At 42.4% G+C, this 19,688-nt stretch carries 19 protein-coding genes; 8 read left to right on the forward strand and 11 right to left on the reverse strand.

Annotated elements, in window-relative coordinates; all coding sequences use genetic code 11:
• Positions 1-10: 10 nt before the first annotated feature.
• Positions 11-259, reverse strand: a complete 249-nt coding sequence (locus L3V43_RS01840; protein WP_010606212.1) for an OadG family transporter subunit — start codon at positions 257-259, stop codon at positions 11-13.
• Positions 260-717: 458 nt separating this feature from the next.
• On the opposite strand from L3V43_RS01840, the gene L3V43_RS01845 reads away from it, so the two are divergent.
• The gene (locus tag L3V43_RS01845; RefSeq protein ID WP_010606211.1) at positions 718-1,212 is read left to right on the forward strand and encodes a YcxB family protein; all 495 of its coding nucleotides are present in this window, start codon (positions 718-720) and stop codon (positions 1,210-1,212) included.
• Positions 1,213-1,289: 77 nt separating this feature from the next.
• Here L3V43_RS01845 and csrA read toward each other — a convergent pair whose 3' ends face one another.
• The 6 genes from csrA to ribA all read right to left on the reverse strand — a co-directional run bounded on the left by csrA (position 1,290) and on the right by ribA (position 7,559).
• Positions 1,290-1,475: a carbon storage regulator CsrA gene (csrA, locus tag L3V43_RS01850; RefSeq protein ID WP_010375935.1), complete on the reverse strand. Its 186-nt coding sequence runs from the start codon at positions 1,473-1,475 to the stop codon at positions 1,290-1,292.
• A 90-nt stretch (positions 1,476-1,565) separates the two neighbouring features.
• Positions 1,566-2,789 (reverse strand): aspartate kinase, encoded by a 1,224-nt coding sequence (locus L3V43_RS01855; protein WP_010606210.1) that lies wholly within the window; start codon positions 2,787-2,789, stop codon positions 1,566-1,568.
• A gap of 7 nt (positions 2,790-2,796) precedes the next feature.
• Complete coding sequence (gene alaS / locus L3V43_RS01860) at positions 2,797-5,400, reverse strand: alanine--tRNA ligase (RefSeq protein WP_237115822.1); 2,604 nt, start codon at positions 5,398-5,400, stop codon at positions 2,797-2,799.
• Positions 5,401-5,404: 4 nt separating this feature from the next.
• Complete coding sequence (locus L3V43_RS01865; RefSeq protein WP_237115821.1) at positions 5,405-5,893, reverse strand: regulatory protein RecX; 489 nt, start codon at positions 5,891-5,893, stop codon at positions 5,405-5,407.
• Positions 5,893-6,690, reverse strand: a complete 798-nt coding sequence (locus L3V43_RS01870) for a BPSS1780 family membrane protein (RefSeq protein WP_237115820.1) — start codon at positions 6,688-6,690, stop codon at positions 5,893-5,895. Before L3V43_RS01870 ends, L3V43_RS01865 begins: the two co-directional genes overlap by 1 nt.
• A gap of 242 nt (positions 6,691-6,932) precedes the next feature.
• Complete coding sequence (gene ribA / locus L3V43_RS01875; protein ID WP_102057300.1) at positions 6,933-7,559, reverse strand: GTP cyclohydrolase II; 627 nt, start codon at positions 7,557-7,559, stop codon at positions 6,933-6,935.
• A gap of 160 nt (positions 7,560-7,719) precedes the next feature.
• Between ribA and L3V43_RS01880 the strand changes: the two genes are divergently transcribed.
• From L3V43_RS01880 to L3V43_RS01890, 3 genes are read left to right on the forward strand one after another with little or no spacing between them, the layout of a single operon-like run.
• Entirely contained in the window at positions 7,720-8,943 is a 1,224-nt protein-coding gene (locus L3V43_RS01880) for a hypothetical protein (protein ID WP_102057301.1), read from the forward strand.
• Positions 8,943-9,365 (forward strand): hypothetical protein, encoded by a 423-nt coding sequence (locus L3V43_RS01885; protein WP_102057302.1) that lies wholly within the window; start codon positions 8,943-8,945, stop codon positions 9,363-9,365. Before L3V43_RS01880 ends, L3V43_RS01885 begins: the two co-directional genes overlap by 1 nt.
• Positions 9,358-10,923: a sensor domain-containing diguanylate cyclase gene (locus L3V43_RS01890; RefSeq protein ID WP_010606204.1), complete on the forward strand. Its 1,566-nt coding sequence runs from the start codon at positions 9,358-9,360 to the stop codon at positions 10,921-10,923. The genes L3V43_RS01885 and L3V43_RS01890 overlap by 8 nt, the downstream gene beginning before the upstream one ends.
• A gap of 39 nt (positions 10,924-10,962) precedes the next feature.
• On the opposite strand, the gene L3V43_RS01895 is transcribed toward L3V43_RS01890, so the two are convergent.
• Positions 10,963-12,792, reverse strand: a complete 1,830-nt coding sequence (locus L3V43_RS01895) for a DUF3413 domain-containing protein (protein ID WP_237115819.1) — start codon at positions 12,790-12,792, stop codon at positions 10,963-10,965.
• Between the two features lie 110 nt (positions 12,793-12,902).
• Entirely contained in the window at positions 12,903-13,409 is a 507-nt protein-coding gene (locus tag L3V43_RS01900) for a DUF3087 domain-containing protein (protein WP_237115818.1), read from the reverse strand.
• A 168-nt stretch (positions 13,410-13,577) separates the two neighbouring features.
• Between L3V43_RS01900 and L3V43_RS01905 the strand changes: the two genes are divergently transcribed.
• The 3 genes from L3V43_RS01905 (at position 13,578) to L3V43_RS01915 (ending at position 15,676) form a co-directional block, all read left to right on the forward strand.
• Positions 13,578-14,213 (forward strand): energy transducer TonB, encoded by a 636-nt coding sequence (locus L3V43_RS01905; RefSeq protein WP_237115817.1) that lies wholly within the window; start codon positions 13,578-13,580, stop codon positions 14,211-14,213.
• A gap of 307 nt (positions 14,214-14,520) precedes the next feature.
• On the forward strand, positions 14,521-15,078 hold the full coding sequence (locus L3V43_RS01910; RefSeq protein WP_010606200.1) for an RNA polymerase sigma factor: 558 nt from the start codon (positions 14,521-14,523) through the stop codon (positions 15,076-15,078).
• On the forward strand, positions 15,071-15,676 hold the full coding sequence (locus L3V43_RS01915; protein ID WP_010606199.1) for a hypothetical protein: 606 nt from the start codon (positions 15,071-15,073) through the stop codon (positions 15,674-15,676). Before L3V43_RS01910 ends, L3V43_RS01915 begins: the two co-directional genes overlap by 8 nt.
• A 13-nt stretch (positions 15,677-15,689) precedes the next feature.
• Here the strand turns inward: L3V43_RS01915 and L3V43_RS01920 are convergent, their stop codons facing one another.
• Positions 15,690-17,066 carry a Na+/H+ antiporter NhaC family protein gene (locus L3V43_RS01920; RefSeq protein ID WP_237115816.1) on the reverse strand — a complete coding sequence of 459 codons (1,377 nt, stop codon included), beginning with the start codon at positions 17,064-17,066 and terminating at the stop codon, positions 15,690-15,692.
• A gap of 212 nt (positions 17,067-17,278) precedes the next feature.
• On the opposite strand from L3V43_RS01920, the gene L3V43_RS01925 reads away from it, so the two are divergent.
• On the forward strand, positions 17,279-18,127 hold the full coding sequence (locus tag L3V43_RS01925; protein WP_010606197.1) for a MurR/RpiR family transcriptional regulator: 849 nt from the start codon (positions 17,279-17,281) through the stop codon (positions 18,125-18,127).
• Between the two features lie 58 nt (positions 18,128-18,185).
• Here the strand turns inward: L3V43_RS01925 and L3V43_RS01930 are convergent, their stop codons facing one another.
• A complete protein-coding gene (locus tag L3V43_RS01930) occupies positions 18,186-19,343 on the reverse strand; it encodes a DUF1343 domain-containing protein (protein ID WP_237115815.1) in 1,158 nt (385 codons plus the stop codon).
• Positions 19,344-19,688 lie beyond the last annotated feature (345 nt).

Here is a 19,688-nt window from a genome sequence, read left to right on the forward strand (position 1 = left end):
AAAACCCCTATTAATTGTTTTTTCTGTAGGCTGCAACGGCAGCGCTAATGGCTGCAATATGTGCCTGTGGCACACCCTGTGACGATGTTGCTCTGGTTGTTTTTGATCTTGTGGTACTTGGCTCTACTTCTTTAAATTGAGCAGCAAAGTTGGCCAACAGTCGCATCGCAAAAATCAAAATGGACAGAAAAACAAAAACACCAACCATACCGGTCAGCATAAGATTTCCTGCTTGCAGTAGCTGCGCTCCAATATCCATTTTTACCCCTTACTTGCTGTTTGGTTTTCCTATTCGATGTTAACGAACTGGTATAAACCTTCACTTTTTATAGATATTTATTCACCTTATAACAAAAAATGTTCCACTGTAAAGCCTGCTGTAAATTGGTATTACCAAAACACTTAACTTACAAATAATCAGTTAGTTAGCTAGGAAAGCACTAATAAATATGGAAAACCAACGTAATAAATATGAAAAATATTCAAAATAGCGCCAACTAATACTGAGATCCTAATGAATATAGAAAGGATTTTTGATTACGCAAGATAAATTGTAAATTGGACTGACCAAGGGTTAACGTTTACGTAAACGTCATACTGTATAGCGCGTATTTCGCTGGATATAGCAAAAGGGAACTGCAAACAATTTATTCGCGTTACAGCTTTTTCAATATAGATGGGTATAATAATGGGAAATTTTTACCACAACGAACATCTATGCCCTCCCTTGAACAAAATGAAAATTTATCTTTTCAAAGCCAATTTAAGTTAGATAAAGCCTATTATCGAGAGTGTTTTGAAGAATCTGAAGCCAATGGACTTGCTGTTAAGCCGAAATATGGCTTGCTTGTGCTGCTAATTGCATTGGGGCTGTTTGCTATTTACGGGTTGCAGGAGCACTACGTCGGGAACTTTCTTATTCTATTGGCTGTGGTTGAATGCGTCGCTTTCTATTATCGTAAAGCTTGGTGGGTGATAAGACAGTCGTATTCTCGCGCTGCTGGCAATGTCGTCAAAGTTTCAATCACTAAAACTGGTATTAGCACCAAAGCGACACATGCCGAATTTTCTTACCCATTTGACGACTTAGATAAACTCGTTGAAACGAGTAGAGGTTTTTTGGTATTTCACCAAAACAAACCGAGCTATATCAGTAAATCTGGACTTAACGAAGAAGCGATTGCTTTTTTGTCTGGGCAAAGCCAGAAATAAGAAACCCCGCAGTGGCGGGGTTTTTTTTATGCCAGTCAAACTATGTTAACTAACATCGTAATTCAATATTTGGTCAATTACATATTGCCCGGGCTAGATTTCTCAGCCTGAATTCGCATGTAAATTTCTTCACGGTGAACTGAAACATCTTTAGGCGCATTTACACCAATACGTACTTGGTTACCTTTAACACCTAGTACTGTTACAGTCACTTCATCACCAATCATCAGGGTTTCACCTACTCGACGAGTTAGTATTAGCATTCTCTTGCTCCTGTTATTCCAAAATTTAAAAGATTCCGCGTCAAATCCATTTTAAATAAAAGTTCCTAGAAAAGTAAGCAAAAACTTCTTTTACTCAGTACTTTCCAATTCGAATTTGGCATGTAAAGCCCGTACAGCTAGCTCTAAATATTTTTCTTCTACCAGTGCCGAGATTTTTATCTCTGATGTAGATACTAATAGAGTGTGAATATTTTCTTCGGCCAATGCCATAAAAAAGAGACCAGCAACACCTGAATGAGATTTCATCCCGATGCCAACCGCTGAGATTTTTGCCACGTTAGCATTAACCTCTACGGTTGCGCCACCTAAATTTTGTGCATGTTGCGCTAAAACTTCTTCCGCCAGAATACAATCATTTGTGTGCACAGTAAAAGCATAGTCTATTTTTTTCTCACTGTGGTTCAAATGGTTAATCATATCGACTTCGATATTATGCTCACCAAGAAGAGAAAGTATATTGGCAAGATTACTAGGTTTTGCATCTACATTGTTAACTAAGATAAGCGCTTCGTCTTTGACACTCGCTACCCCAGAGACCACTTTAGTATTTTTCATCTTACCTTCCTCATAGCTAATTAAGGTGCCGTTGTCAGGAGAAAACGAAGAAAGTACACGCAGTGGTACATTATATCGACCAGCCGCTTCAACCGAACGGATCTGCAAAACTTTAGCGCCCACACTGGCCAGCTCCAACATCTCAGGAAAAGTAATATGTGATAAACGCCTTGCATTTGGCTCTATGCGCGGATCGGTAGTATAAACGCCATCGACATCAGTATATATCTGACATTCGTCTGCTTGCAAAGCCCCTGCGATTTCAACTGCTGAGGTATCTGTACCACCACGCCCCAACGTGGTGATATTGCCTTCTTCATCGCGCCCTTGAAATCCGGCAATAATAGTTATTCGGTTATGCTCAAGCTCTTGCTTTAAGCGGGTCGTGTCTATTTCTGTGATCCGCGCTTTAGAGAACATGTTATCGGTTTTAATACCAACCTGATCGGCAAGTAAGCTCACGGCAGAATGCCCACGCTTAATGATGGCCATCGCCAATAACGCAATAGAAACTTGTTCGCCGGTGGTGATCAATACATCTAGCTCACGAGAACTCGGACGTGCATCGATTTGTTGGGCAAGGGAAATGAGACGATTTGTCTCGCCTGACATTGCAGACAACACGACCACCACTTGGTGGCCTTGTTGTTGTGTTTTGATAACGTGTTCGGCAACCGCCTCAATACGCTCTACCGAACCTACCGAGGTGCCGCCAAACTTTTGTACAATCAGCGCCACTTGCTGATTACTGCGTTACTTCATTTAACCAAGTTGGAACACTGTTTAGTGCTGCGTCTAGGTTTTCTGGTTGTGAACCACCAGCTTGCGCCATATCAGGACGACCGCCACCTTTACCACCGACTTGAGAAGCCATGTGATTAACTAGCTCACCTGCTTTTACCTGACCAACTAAGTCTTTCGTTACGCCAGCGATTAGGCTTACTTTATCGCCATTTGCTACACCTAGCGCGATGACACCTGAGCCAATCTTGTTCTTCAGGTCATCGACCATGCCTCGCAGTGCTTTAGACTCAGTTCCTGCAACGTTCGCTACGAGTAATTTAATCCCATTCACTTCGGTTACAGAGTCAAGTAGCGTTGCACCCGCGGCACTTGCTAGTTTGTCATTTAGTTGAGCAACTTGCTTTTCAAGGCCTTTTGACTTTTCAAGTAGCGCAGATACTTTTTCTAGCACAGATGAGGTATCACCCTTAACCAAAGCTGCGATTTCAGAAAGCACTTGCTCTTGCTCATTAACATAAGCGATAGCATCAGCACCTGTTACTGCTTCGATACGACGAACACCCGCTGCGATACCGCCTTCTGATACAATCTTGAAGAGACCAATATCACCAGCGCGCTTCACGTGTGTACCACCACAAAGCTCGATTGAGTATCCACCAATTGAAACGACTCGAACTTCATCATCGTATTTTTCACCAAAGAGCGCCATCGCTCCTTTGTCTTTGGCAGCATCGATATCCATCAACTCAGTTTGCAGAGCAAAATTGCGGCGGATCTCTGCGTTCACTGCATCTTCTACTTGCTGCAACTGCACTTTAGTGACGCCTTCAAAATGTGAAAAGTCGAAACGAAGACGATCCGGCAGTACCAATGAACCTTTTTGAGTAACATGGTCACCCAACAAATCGCGCAGTGCTTTGTGCACCAAGTGCGTTGCAGTATGGTTTTTCTTCACTCGCTCGCGACGCTCAGCGTCAATACGCGCATCGGCTTTATCGTTAACACCAATACGGCCAACCACATGACCATGGTGTGCAAATGCATTACCTAGCTTTTGCGTGTCAGTAACCACAAACTCGCCGTTAGCCACTTTTAGTACACCCGTATCACCAACTTGGCCGCCTGACTCAGCATAGAAAGGCGTGCGGTCAAGGATAACCACACCTTGTTCACCATCTTCTAACGTATTGGTATGTTGACCTTCTTTAAAGATTTCAACCACAGTGCCGGTATAGTGCTCAGCATCATAGCCTTTGAAGTCAGTATTTTTATCAGACTTCAAGCGCTCGTTGTAATCTGCACCGAACTTGCCAGCCGCTTGTGCTTTTTTACGCTGTTCTTCCATGCATGCTTGGAAGCCACGCTCGTCAATCGTCATAAAACGCTCACGCGCCACATCCGCCGTTAAGTCCGCAGGGAAACCATAAGTGTCATACAGTTTGAACACTAAATCGCCTGGAATAACGTCGCCTTCAATACCTGCAAGGCTGTCTTCTAGAATAGTTAAACCACGGTCTAGTGTTTTACCAAACTGATCTTCTTCAATACGTAGTACTTTTTCGATAATCGCTTGTTGCTTCACTAATTCTGGGTAAGCTTCACCCATTTGCTCAGCAAGTGCAGCAACTAACTTATAGAAGAATGCCCCTTTTGCACCGAGTTTATTGCCGTGACGAACTGCACGACGAATGATACGACGTAGCACGTAACCACGACCTTCATTCGATGGCATGACGCCGTCAGCAATAAGGAACGCACACGAACGAATGTGGTCAGCAACCACACGTAGTGATTTATCTTCTAAATCTTGTGCATCTGTTACTTTTGCAGCTGCTTTAATCAGCGCTTGGAACAGGTCAATCTCATAGTTTGAGTGCACACCTTGCATAATAGCCGAGATACGTTCAAGACCCATGCCGGTATCAACCGACTGCATTGGCAGCGGCTCCATTGTGCCGTCTGCATGACGGTTGTACTGCATGAATACTAAGTTCCAGATCTCAATGAAGCGATCGCCGTCTTCTTCTGGTGAGCCCGGAGGTCCCCCCCAAATGTGCTCGCCGTGGTCATAAAAGATTTCAGAGCAAGGACCGCAAGGACCCGTGTCGCCCATTGACCAAAAGTTATCCGCCGTCGCAATACGGATGATCCTGTCTTCTGGAACACCAACTTGTTTTGACCAGATATCAAATGCTTCGTCGTCTTCATGATAAATAGTAACTAGTAGCTTTTCTTTTGGCAGCTTGATCACATCCGTAAGGAAACCCCAAGCAAATTTTATTGCGTCGGTTTTAAAATAGTCACCAAAGCTAAAGTTACCTAGCATTTCGAAGAAAGTGTGGTGCCTTGCGGTATAACCTACGTTTTCAAGGTCATTATGTTTACCACCAGCACGAACACAGCGCTGTGAACTGGTTGCTCGCGTATAAGGGCGTTTTTCCGCACCCAAGAAGGCATCTTTAAACTGCACCATACCAGCGTTGGTGAACAGTAAGGTGGCATCATTACCCGGAATTAACGAGCTTGAAGGCACCACTTGGTGCTGTTGTTTAGCAAAGAAATCTAAGAAGCTTTGCCTGATTTGTGCGGTAGTCATATGCTGCATGTGATCATTCACCCTTTATTTCTTCTTGCTCTGCTGCAGTCATTGCAGCTTCAATTGCAAAATCTATTTCATCAAAACTAAAGCCACGATAACTCATGTAACGTACGCGCTTAGTTTTTTCTTTATATTCTATCGGTTGTGCGCAAAGACCGTACTTTTTTTCATAGGTTTTTGCGGCTTGCATGTACCAATCAATTTCGCGCTCAGCGATTAGCGTATGCAAAGTCTCTCGGCTCACACCCTTTTGCCCTGCATCCATTAATACACGCTTTTCTCCAAGTCCTTTTGCAATCTGACGGTTTAAAAAGCTCTCTGCATAGCGGTTGTCATTAACGTAATCGAGCGACTTTAGCCAAGATACCAATTGCTCTGCGACTGCCGCTGTAGCCCCTTTTTGCAGTAGCTTTTGCGTCAATCCTGACTCAGAGTACTCTTGTCTCGACAATAACCAAACCGCATAGTTTTTTAGCTTTTTAACTTCTTGTTCATCCATCAGGCGTCAAAGCGTCCTGAGTCAGACTGAGAGATGTTAGCATTTTCATCATTTTCCTTCTTTTCAACGATAATTGGCATAAACATCGCTTGAAAAGAAACAAAAAAGCCTATCATGGCAACCGGCATAATAATAATCGCCGGGATCATCGACAGCGGTATAGACGCGATGATAAGCGCTGCGACGACCAGGCCGTAAATACTCAGCGCGGCCATATTATGATAAAAAGCGGCAAGCGAGCACTTCATCGCGTGAAAAATACGTTTTTCACCTTGGAAAAACACCTGTGGCACGACAAAAGCGAAGGCCATCATAATGACCGATTGTGCAATCACAAATACGGCAACTTCGGCAAAACTAATATTGCTCGCGATAAGTCCGATAAGTTCATTCGGATCGGTATTTGGGCCAACACTCTCCAGCGCAGTCGCCACATCACTGAATAGCACACCGGCAACCATAGTCAGCAACAGCGCACCTGCCATTTGATAAATACCAACTCGGAACAAGTGTAATCGGCGGCCTTTTGCTGCAAAAGGCTCAAAAATATCAGCTAACTTTATTGGTTTATTGATCTGTTTATTGATAACTGCAAGGTAGAAGCCAGCGCTTAAGAAAGGACCAGACAAGGCAGCGATGATATGAAAAATAGGTGTGAACAGGGGCAATAGACTTACTACCGCCATGAAAATATACATCAACATGAAAGTCATAGGCTGGGTTTTGAAAATTGCCCACCCGGCTTTTAGCCACTGCACGCCCATGCTTGCTTTGAATGTTCTAATTGGTGTCGACATAGTCCACTTAATTTAAGCTATAACGTCTTTGATTATACTGATTACCGCGTCGAGTGAAAAGGCATGAAAAGCGGATTTGTCAGCGCTTTTTAGCATATTTTAAACAAATACTGACGGTTACCATAACCTATGTTGGACATCTTAAGTTTGAGAGAGTTGTAATGAGAATAGTATGTTTGATATGGCAAGCCAACCGAAGCACTTATCTAGTCGGCTTGTTGTAGTAAGCATATACGCTTCGGCTAATCAGCTTTTGATATCTTTTTGATATCCAGCATGTGGGCACCGTGTTGGATCTTGGTTTTTAGATACTGTTCATTACCAGAAACCCCAGCCTTAACATGCGCCTGAGTGCCAACTACCTCATCGACAGTAATACCCGCATTTCTCAACGCCTTCAGCTTTCTTGGATTATTCGTCATTAACTTAACGTGGTTTAATCCGAGCGCCTGAAGCATCAACACGGCATCAGAGAAATCTCTTAAGTCATCTTCAAAGCCGAGGTGGTTGTTTGCCTCGTAGGTGTTCATCCCTTGTGATTGCAATACATAAGCATCGATTTTATTGTACAAGCCAATGCCACGACCTTCTTGGCGCAAATATAACAAAATGCCGCCTTGATTATGCATCGCCTCAATACATTCATTTAACTGTTCGCCACAATCACAACGAGAAGAATGAAAGACATCGCCGGTTAAGCACTCAGAGTGCATACGAATTAGGGGAATTTGCTGCTGACTGTCTGCGCTATTAAATACCAGCGCAACATGTTCCTGGCCATCTTTTAGCCCTGAAAAAGAAACTATTTCTGCAGGGATATTACTATGCTGCCCTACATTCAGCCCGACTCTCGCTCTTACTTCTGCCACGTCTTAATCTTGCCTAATGTGATAATATAACAATATGCTACCATACATGGGATATGGTGTCTCTAAGTTCATTATACAAGGCCAAGGCGGACATCGCATTGGTAAATGTCAAAATTCGAACTAGGCTATATAAAAAGGAAAGCGAAAACATTTATAACTCATGCGCTCTGTTTTTATCTGCCTACTATTTTTAACCACATTCAGCTACGGCTCTGACATTGATTTCAGTGGCTTTGCTACGCTCAAGGCGGTTAAAACAGACTCCCATACCGCCAAAATCAGAGAATCCATCTCACATCCGCACGGTGTGGAAAAAGATGAGCTCGACTTTTCATTTTCTTCTTTGGGCCTACAGGCAGAGTGGCATGCAAATGATAATGTAGAGTTTGTTGGGCAACTGCTATTAAAAGAGCAACACGATGACCAAGTCAACAATGCAATAAAACTGGCTTTTCTACGCTACAATCTAAATTCGAACTGGCAATTTCGTGCCGGACGCACCGGGTTAGACCTATTTTTGATGACTGAATATCGGGATATTGGCTATTCAATGGATATGGAACATCCACCTGTCGAGTTTTATTCTATTATTCCTCACCAAAACCTAGATGGCGTTGACTTGCAGTATCGCGCACCGCTTGATCAGGGCATCGCCAGCATCAAAGCATATTGGGGCCGCTCCGAATCGCCTATCTACAGCGATTATAAGTTTTTTTGGAATGTAGAACTTAAATCTATCTTGGGTGTAGCGGTACAGTACGAAACGTTAAATTGGCTGTTTAGAGCCAACTATACAACAACAAAAGCAGCTAATGAGCATGAACAGCAAAAGCAGTTACGTGAGGCTCTCGCGCAAGTTCCTCTACAAGTTTGGCCAACCAAAAATGAGCTTATCGACTCTCTTTATATTATCGACAAGCGCTTCACCTATAGCGCGCTCAGTATGAGATATGATGATTCGAAGTGGTTGGTACAAAGTGAATTATCGCTGACGGATTCAAATTCCAGCGTGCTCAACCGCCTAAAAGCAGCTTATATCACACTAGGCAAGCGCTTCGATTTAAACACTTTGTCTTTCACCTACTCAGTTGCCAAGTCCGATAATGAGCCAAGTGTAGAACCCGGTCCGCTCGTCCCATTACCTGAATTAATACAAATATACGAAGCTGCTTCCATGCACTCTGGTTTTTATCAACTGGATCAGCATAGCACCTCACTAACGTGGCGACGCGAATTGAGCCCGACGTTAGCACTAAAGTTCAATTGGAAGCATACATCAGCGGACCATTTGCCCAGCGCTTTTTACCTTCACGATACTGAGCAATTTAGTGATCCCGACCTTTCTTTTAACACCTTCACACTTAGCTTTAATTGGGTGTTCTGATGAAAAGGTTACTTACTGCTGTTTTCTTCCTGATTTCTTACCCAATTTCAGCAACAGCTGATATTGCCGTCATCGTTAACAAAGACAACCCCATCGAGTCAATATCGCAGCGCCAACTCATCGACATGTACATGGGAAAATACGTTGCCTTTCCCAACGGCGATATGGCCGTGACCTATGACTACGAAAAATCACACCCTTTAAGAGGTCCTTTTTTCTTGGCACTGACAGGACGCAATGAAAGCCAAATCAATGCTTATTGGTCAAGAATAAAGTTCAGCGGCAAAGTTTCTCCCCCACAGTCATTTTCCTCACCGTCGACTATACTTGAAAATATCAGAAATACGCCAAATGCAATCGGCTATGTTCCAGCAGACTTTGTGACGGGTGATGTGAAGGTAATTTATCAAATCAATGACTAAATATGGGCTGATCGTGCGGCTAGCACTCGTGCTTGTTGTCTCGACTTTTATTTTTTCAATGCTTTACGCTAAGTTATATCACGACCATATTGTTGAGCGTGAACTTCGGCGTTCTAATACTATTATTGGGCAAATTGGCCAAACCGTGTCGTCTTCTTCCTCTATTGCCACTTATCTCAATGACAAAGACCTTGCTGTAGAAGTTATTAATGGCCTAGTCAGTAACGACGTTATCTCTTCGGCCGCAATAAAAAGTGAGGATAAGTGGCTCGCTCAAAGTGTAGGATTTAAATCGCAAAATGCGACCATTATTTCGCTTAATCATCCGTTTTTATTGAGTGAAATTGTTGGTGAGATCTATATTCAACCAAATTCCGTTTTTATCGAGCAAAGTGCTAGAGATATCGCCCGTTCAAGTGTTCAAACTTTGTTGGTTGTCATCATCCCAATCTTAGTCATCTTCACCGTTGTTACACATTTTATAGTTACAAAACCCCTGAGTAACTTAAGTAGTCAAATTGCTAGGGTTATTCCTGGAACACCATTGGATTTAGTCGTGCCTAGGGGGCATGAATCAAGTGAAATTGGTGATATTGCGAGCAATACCAATCAACTTATTGCTAAAACCGCTTCCATGTTCGAGCAAGAGCGCCAACTGCGAGCTGATATTGAAATACTTGAGAAGCGCTTTAGGCTGATGTTTGAGCGCTCCTCTTCTCCCACCCTACTGGTAAAAGACAAAGGTGAAGTGATCTTAGCTAATGATGCCGCTTGTGATTTGCTGGCAGGCATGGCAATTGACCTTGATGAATATTTTCCCGAAAGTTTTGGTCGCTACTGCAAAACTCCGGATATTCTCTACACCTTTACGGAGCATACCTTGGAGCTTAACCAGCCAACTCAGTCAGAGTTTGAGTTTATTAACCCCATGACCGAACAACCTGTTTGGCTGAGTGTCATCATGCTTAGAGTGGAAAGTAGCGGGCAATTCTATTTACAGGTGTTTTTATCAGATATCACGCTTAGAAAAACTGTGTTTCAAGAACTCAATAAAAAGGCTAACCGCGATAAGCTAACAGGCCTCTACAATCGCCATGGTACTGAAATCAAGATCAACGAGTGGTTAGATAACGAAACTCCGTTTAGCTTATTTATTATTGATTTAGATGAGTTTAAACCAATCAATGATATTTATGGGCATAACGCCGGTGACGCTATGTTAAAACACATCGCCACTCAAATTAGTGCTCAGGTGAGAGAACAAGACGTGGTTTGTCGTTGGGGAGGTGATGAGTTTTTGATTGCCTTGCACTGCGCTAAAAATGAAAAATTGCAGCGCATCGCTGAAAACCTGTTAGGGGCGATAAACACCGAGATGATTTGGCAAACGTCAGAAGGGAAATTACTTCCACTGCGAGTTGGTGCGAGCATAGGTATTGCAAGCTACCCAAGAGACGCGGTTGAGCTAAGCCAATTAATCGAATGTGCCGATGTCGCCATGTATACGGTTAAAAAAGACAAGAAAAACGCCTTTCAATTTTACTCGTTAAGCGCTTAGTTATACCGCTCAAGTTAGCACGACAGTCCACCAGCACACCTAATCCTCTTTTATCTGCTGAAAGTGGCTTATCTGCTGCATTGCCTCTTGAATATATTCAAAGTTTGGCTTTTGCTCAGATGGCTTGTTAGTTTCATCGAGCATCTCATAAGTTCCCATGGGCGAGACTTCAACAATTTGCTGCTTACTCACAATCGCATATTTATTGTAGCTACTGAGTAATAGCCAGTTTCTCTTTTTAACTGTTCCGGTTAAGTTATAACCCGTACTATAATCTTCAGGTGTGTTTTTGACCCCTAAGTACTCATTCATCAACGTCGGCACGACGTCTAAGTGACTAGTTACCACATTTGAGGCTTGCCAATACTGCCACTTTTCGCTTTTTGGTCCTACAACAATAAATGGCACCTTTATCTGCGGCTCAGTAAAATTACTATTGTGTCCCCAGTAATTAAGCTTGTTGTCATTAAGCTCTTCACCATGATCTGATGTGATAATCACCAGTGTATTTTCTATATCAAGCTGCGCTAATACCGATGCAGCAAGACTATCTACAAAGTGTGTACTGGTAAGATAACGATTTAAAATTGGTTCTCTATCATAATCGTTGTCCAATAACATATGGTTAATGGGGCCGTGCATTGGCCCAAACCCGGCATGGTAACCCTCAGGAACTGCGTAGCCATGGATTGCATCATAAAAGAGAAAACTGAAAGACGGCTGGTTTGGATCTTTATTAGCATACCATTTAACCCAACTTTTGGTGATCTGCTCATCCCTAGCTAATACGTCATCACCTTTTGTATGCGTTTTTAGCCCCTTAATGCGAGCAAACACGGTTTCATTAAACTCAGGGCGAACAAGTTGTGCAGACGAAAATACCCCAAATTGATAACCCAAATCGCGCATTCTATCCATCAATAATGGCGTAACTCGATTGTTGTAAATATCCTGCCAAGCAGTGCCTGGCAAACCATAAAACAGTCCGGTGATCCCTGTTCGTGTAGAATTTCCAGTAGAGAAGTGTTGATTGAAGACCACACCTTGTTGTGAGAACCGCCAAATATTGGGAGTAACTTGTGCCGTGAAAGCATCATACCGCCATGAATCCAGTACCACAAAAACAATATCAAGAGGCTTTTTAACTGGCTCTACTTCAATAGGTTGTAAAGGATAGTTAAATTGCCCTTGTGTTAAAGACATTGATTTCTGCTGCGCCAATGCAGCCTCATCTAGCAAATCATATTTACGCAAAAAAGAGTTTGCTGTTGCAGGTTTGTAGAGGGGTAAATACTTACTGAATCCTGTGATCGGTTGATATACCGTCGCACTTGCCCAAGCATGAATTGTATTGCTCGCCAACAGGGCAATAATGGTTACGCTAGTGAACTTTCGACCAAAGCGCAGCTGCATTACGGCTCGGGGCTTACTTAACCACGTTAACAGGTAAAACTGGAAAGCAAATATCATAACAAAAATGGCTACCGCTTGAGCCCATGCAATTGGCGAGAACTCAATAACTTGGCCTGCAAGCAGCATATCGATAATAACACCGTTAATATGAAACTTGTAAAGCTCAAAGCACAAGCTATTTGCAATAAGTGCTACGAAAAACAATGCATAAAATAAAGCAAAGCATACGGATCTCACTTTATTTGACTGTAACCATACTAAAGGCATAGCGACAATACTCACTAACGCTGTGAGTAAAGCCATATGGCTCCACGTTGATACGGAAACGTAAAATAATGTCAGTCCTTGATAATCAACAGGGTTGGTATTTACAACATTTATGGTAATTAAGATTGAGCAAAGAGAGTTGATAAGAACCAACCAGCCGAACTGGTGAAACCGATGACGCAATAGCACAGTTCAAAGTGTTCCTTTAATAGAAAATTTGACTGTTATATTACCGTTCTGACACATTAGTGTCACATTAAAAATTGTGAAAAAGTTTAACGCCGAAACAAGCCGCTTTGTTAGTACTGTTTCAATATCGTTTCTTTATAGTTTTCTGCTTTTATTTCAACTTGATACTTGCAAGCCAGTGAATCCAGCTCTGCTTGCCACATCGCCAAATCATCCATCGTTATGGTGTTGTCATCCAATTGCCATAGCTGACGAGATCCCGCATAGCTATACTGAATCGCCGTCATCGCGTCCACATCCCCCTGCTGCGCTGCCTGTTTTAACTTCGCCATTTTACGGGTGATTTTGTTCAAGGATTGCTTTAAGTCCCACACATAACTGACTTCAGTCATAAAGGGATGCGCTTTATGCTTTTTGAGCACGAGCCCAATGACGATGCAGGTCACTACTACACCAGTTAGATTCCAATGAAAATGGCTACCATCTACATCAGGAAATAATTGGATCAATAACTGAGCAATCCCTAAACTACCGAGTGCTAGCGCCACAACGCAAGCAATAATTACTTGATTTAAATGTTTGCGATAACGCGCTTTATTGATCTCAACTAACTTCATAACTACCTATGATCACGAAAAATTAAATAATGTGCTCTGCTTTTCGTGCATTGTAATCCATGGCCTGTAGCCAAACCAAGATACATATCAAAAAAATCTAAAAACTTTCACCCCGTTTCAGTTACCCAAACGTTTTATATACGAAAACAATATAACAGGGATAAAATCATGACGACATTAGCCACTCTTCAACAGCCTAATTTAGCAATTCCAAAACTCGCACTATCGCTTGTTGGCGCAGTTATTATTACTTTTGCCACCTTTGGCTTTATGCAAAACTTAGTTTCTCAGGAACTCACTCCCCCCATTGTCGACATAGAAGTATTTGATCTTACTATTGCAACGGATAGAGAGGACTCTCCAGTCGAAGAAAAAAGGGTAATGCCAGAACCACCAAAACCAATAACGGCCCCAGTTAGACCGACTGAAAATATCGTTGATACAGGAGATAATCTACAAATTAGTAGCGAGACACCTAGCGTAGATTTAGGTAAGTTTACTAACACAATGACGCTGCAATTCTCCACCGATGGGCAAGCGACTCCACTTGTTAGAAGCAACCCTAACTATCCGCCCGCGGCTGCTAGAGATGGAGTGGAAGGCTGGGTAGAAATGGAGTTTGCCATTTCTCCACAAGGCGAAGTGATTAATGTTAAAGTGACGAATGCGGAGCCTAAAAGAGTATTTGATCAGGCTGCTGTCAGAGCACTAAGGAAATGGAAGTATAGACCACTTATTGTTGATGGAAAGCCGCAGCCGCAATACGCTCAGCGCGTTGTATTAGAGTTTACACTGGAACAATAACAGCCATTGATACGTAATCAATTTGAGTCGCTGAGTCACGAAGTAAACTTCTTAATTTAACCTGAGGTTTGGATAAGGAATGAGCTAACTCATTGTTTTTAATACCACATTAAATTATCCCCTTATCTAGCCTGACAGTTTTAGGGATAACAAGGCGAATTTATGCACCAATAGCTGGCTATTGGAAGTGAATTCAACGCAGTTAGCGCTAAAACTGGCTGCTAGAAAGGCATTAATTATCCGAAGCTCAGGTTAATTTAGCTTATTGATATTAGGGTCTGTTGACCCTTGAGACTTAGGATTGCCTATGCTGAGTAGCTTGAAAATGTGGCGTGCTCGCGCCACCAGCAACGTAGAAGATCCGCTTTATGAATATGCGACGACGGGTAAAGTAAAATACCTAGAGCAAGTCATTGAGCGCTATCAAGGTGATTTATTTCACTTTCTAAAAACACAAACACAGGCGGCGTCGGCAGAAGATATATGTCAAAAAACATGGCTAAAAGTCATCGAAAAGAAAAGCGCTTATCGACAACAGGGTCACCCCAAGGCTTACTTGTTTCACATTGCACGTAACTTGCTAATCGATTCAATCAGGGCGTCAGGTAAACTCTCTGAGTTGACAGATAGTAAAGTAGGTATGACCAACTCCAATGAGTTCACAAAAACATCGGAGGAACAGTGGCTATACCAGCAAATTGCTACACTTCCTTTATTACAAAAAGAGGCGCTAAGCTTACAGTTAGAAGGGTTCAGCTTAGCTGAAATAGCACAAATTGTAGGGGCCACACAAGAGACTGTAAAAACTCGAATTAGATACGCAAAAGAGACTCTAAAGTCTCAAGTGGGTGAAGATCATGAGTAATTTAGACAAATTTGACGCCAAGTTAAAAGCGGCTTACCAAGCTAACAAGCAGGAAAAACCGTTAACTTTGGCTACTCGCATCAAGGTGCGACTAGTTAGCTTTGCCCATCATTATTTGGGTCGTATAGAAACTTGGCAGTGGAGCGCGGTTACTTGTTCAGTCGCTTTACTTTTCACCTTATGGTATCAAAATCAACATTTTGATATTGATAAAGAATATAACTCAAATGCTCATTTAGTCAGTTATGGAGATTTTCAACACATCGAAACGCATGAGCTACAGCAAGGCCAGTATCTTGCCCGTATAGATGAACAGAAAAAAGTGCTGGATGCTAGATTTGAGGCTGCGCAACAACAAGTTCAAGAACAGCGTTACGGTCGACTCGTTGCAATTAACGATGATGCTTGGTTAATTGAAGAGTGTAATACCCATACCCTCATCGAGTTAAAACAAAGCCTACTTAGCGTGATGCCACAGCCAAAAACTAGTGTTATCAATTTTAATACGCCAGTTATGCTAGCACTGTCGACCGCCAACAACGGACAAATTATTGCTATTGAAAGTACGGGGCAAAACCAAGTTTTGGCTTGCCCCTAACTGGCGCTTACTCTTAAATCATAATAAGGCTGGCAATAAAGAAGCTGATAATTGCTAATACCCCGCCCACCAATGCATAAGGCAACTGGGTTTTAACATGAGTCAGTAAGTCACATCCAGATGCCAGTGCCGATACCGCACTGGTATCAGAGATAGGCGAGCAGTGATCACCAAATATTCCGCCACTTAAGATAGCACCAAGCACAAGCGACGGCGGTAAGCCTAGCGATTGAATAAGTGGCACACCAATAGGTATTAATATGGCGAAGGTGCCCCATGATGTACCAGTCGTAAATGACATGATTGCACCAGTAATAAAGAGTACAGGCACTATCAAGTAAATAGGCAAATAGTCACCAACTAAAGACGCAACAAAAGTCCCTGTTCCTAACTCTTTTAGACTTGCACCTAAGGTCAAAGAGAGTAACACAATACTTACCAATGGCAGCAGTTCTCCCATTCCCTTAAACCCAACATCCATTAGCTCGTGATGACTAAATCTCTTGCCGGTTAAAAGCAGCAAGTATGCAACCGTTGAAGCTAAGAGTGTGGCATAAAGTACTGATTTAGAGCCACTACCATTTGCCAATACACCATTGCCAGTCCAAAACATAAATCCAAGCATACTTACAATCAGCGTTAATAAAGGGATCAGCATATAACGCGACTTGGTAGCACTCGGCCCACTACTTATTTCAGCCGTTTGGTGTTTTAACTCTTGTTCCGCAGCCTTCATCGGTCCATGAACTTTATCAAAGACAATAGTATAGAGAACAATTAACAGTGCGATAATCGCATAAAAGTTAAACGCGACACTACCCCATAAAATACTCACTGCTGACTGCTCAAGTTCGTAGTTACTCAGCAGCCCAAGCACATAAGCTCCCCAGCCATTAAGTAAAATCAAAATACATACAGGAGCACTAGTACTATCGATGATATAAGCCAAACGAGCCCGACTCATTTTGAACCTGTCAAATAGCCCCCTCGCAACAATACCAGAAGTTAGTACACTCATATTTGATTCGATAAACACAGCCGTGCCAGTAAACATGGTCAGTAAGCCAACCTGACGCTTACTCTTAGCGACGCCTCGATTAAGCAGCATATTCACCGTTGCAGCAACCCCACCTGACTCTCGGATGAAGGCGAGCAATGCACCGATCACAATGCTAAAAATCAAGATCCGGCTGTTACCTGCCGATGTCGCAACCTCAATAACACGTTCGATACTGCCTACAAATGTGCCAGCAACTAGCGACTGCTGGCCATGTACAGCCAATAAAAATTCGGAAGAAACTAACGCTAAAATCAAAGCGATAATCACTTCTTTACGCCAAAACACGACTGCAATCGCAATCAAAGGTGGCAAAATCGAGTACCAAGCCATATAGTTTAGTCTATAAATTCAAAACACTTAGCTTAAGTTAAGCGGTTTAAAACACCAAGCCTTTGCGACTAAATTAAATTTAAGTCAACATTTAACCCTAATACTGGTACAATGAGTGTGTTTTGTGCAATGATATTCCTTTTTGGTCTATCGTAACGTTCCAATTGAACCTATAATATGGACAGATTAATTTAGTTCGGATTGAGTATCGTATGTCTACATTTGTCAAAATAAAAGCACTTCGTCCATCACTCTCAAATAGTGAAGCAAAGCTTGCTGACTTTACCTTGAACTCGGGCGATAAAATCCGTGCGCTTTCCTCCGTTGAGCTGGCACGCGAAGCCGGTGTCAGCCAATCTAGCGTCGTAAAATTTGCCCAAAAGCTGGGGTATAAAGGATTTCCAGCATTTAAACTTGCCGTTGTTGATGCGCTCAACGAGCAAACAGATACCAGCGCAGCAATTGATGAGTTAATTTCCAGTAATGACTCCATCGAGTTAATCGCAGATAAATTACAACTAAAACAGCAAAATGTTATTTCCGAAACTCGAAAACTTAACTCAGCAAAACAGTTTGAGAACGCAATTCAGTTGGTGAAAAACGCACGAAAAGTCATCGTATGTGCACTTGGTAGTACCTTCACTATGGCCCAAGATTTAACTTGGAAACTCCAAAAGCTTGGTATTCCGGCAATTGCTCAGGTCGATGAAATCAGTGCCTCTAGCTTTATTGCAACGATGGGGAAAGACGATCTTTTTATTGTGATCAGCAATACAGGAACCAGCAAGAGCTTGCTAACCTTGACTAATCAAGCTCTGGATAATGGCTGTAAATGTCTTGCCATTTCACGTTATGGTAGCCACTCACTCGCGGAAATGGCAGATGCGATACTGTATTGCATTAATGAAGGGGAGCCACTTAAGCATTCAGGCATGCTGTCTCGTACTTCTCAAGCCTACCTTATTGATGTTTTATTCACTGCACTCGCGCAATCTAACCTGCATTGGCAAAAACGTGTGGATAAGGCCAATGAAAACATGCAAGTATTGCGTAGCGAGTAAGACTTAAACCACTCACGGCAGACTCGTGCTGCCGTTTACCTCTAACAAAAGCCCACTACTACCTCGGGTATAATAAATACTTTTTCCGCTGCTTTAAAAAATCTTGTACATCCTGCTGCCACAGTTTCCTCAGCTCTGATGCCGATTGGCCAGATTCAATGGCTTTGCGGACTTTGTCCGTGCCTGCAAGCTTATCGAGAAAACCGGGGGACTGAAAAAACGCTTTATTCTCGTGTTTGAACTGTGCGTATGCAGCAACAAACCAAGTTAGATCAAAACCTCGTACATTGCTGTTTCTTAAATCCTGCCCAAACGCAGTCACACCATTTAATTTAGGATTGGAAGCCGCACCTAGTACTGGTCGGGGAGTGAACTGAAACTCACCCAACTTAGGGTCTGGATAGCCAAAAACTTGAAATGGAAAATCCGTTCCACGACCAACAGAAATAGGTGTCGCTTCAAAAAAGCACAAAGATGGATACAAGTAGATTGCTTGTTGGTTTGGCAGGTTAGGACTTGGTGGGATCGGCAATCTGTATTCGGTGGTACCGCTATAATTTCGCATTGGAAATACACGTAACTGTGGCGCTTTAAGCGAGGTTAACCACCCTTCTCCTTTAATCATAGTCGCAAGTTCGCCAACGGTCATGCCATGCAATACGGGAATGGGATGCATACCAACAAAAGATTGAAATGGTTTTTCTAATAATGGGCCATCAACATATGCGATATTTGGGTTTGGCCTATCAAAAACCCAAAATTCAATATTTGCATCGGCTGCAGCCTCCATCGCGAGGTGCATAGTGCTGATATAAGTATAAAAGCGTAACCCCACATCTTGAATATCAAAAATAAGCACATCGATATCTTTGAGCTGCTCAGGCCTTGGCTTTTTATTACTACCATAAAGCGAAATGATTGGTAGCCCAGTTTTCACATCTGTTGCATCATCTACTTTAGCACCCGCATCATAATTACCACGAAAACCATGTTCCGGTGCAAAGACCTTTTTAACATCCACTTCTTTATTAAGTAAGTAATCAACTAGATGTTGGTCCTCAATGCGGGATGTTTGGTTTACGATTAATCCGACGCGCTTACCTTTTAACACAGGTAAATACTCTTCTGCGCGCTCAGCACCTAATGTAAGCGCTTCAACAGTTAAAGGAACACAACAAAAAACAAGTAGTAATAAAATTCTGAGTGATTGAAACATATAACGCTTTCTCTAAATAAATACGCGATTAGGGTATCAGTCAGAAAAAAAATGAAAAGTATTTCGGGAGTTTAATCATGCAGTAGTGAATCTCTGAGCGTCGTCGTCTTCAACTTTCATAAAAAATCGCAGGGTAAACCTGCTCCTACATGGATATTAGACACAAAAAAACCGACTTTCGTCGGCTTGTTTATCTCTTTATTTTACCACTTGAGATAAGTAGTGGATGCAGGACGTGTATTGTGGAGAGTGAACCTCCGACCGTCGTCATATTCAACTTTCGTAAAAGATCGCAGGGTAAACCTGCTCCTACACGATACATTTAAGCACAAAAAAACCGACTTT

This window comes from Pseudoalteromonas sp. L23, from assembly GCF_021728455.1.
Taxonomy (GTDB): Bacteria; Pseudomonadota; Gammaproteobacteria; order Enterobacterales; family Alteromonadaceae; genus Pseudoalteromonas.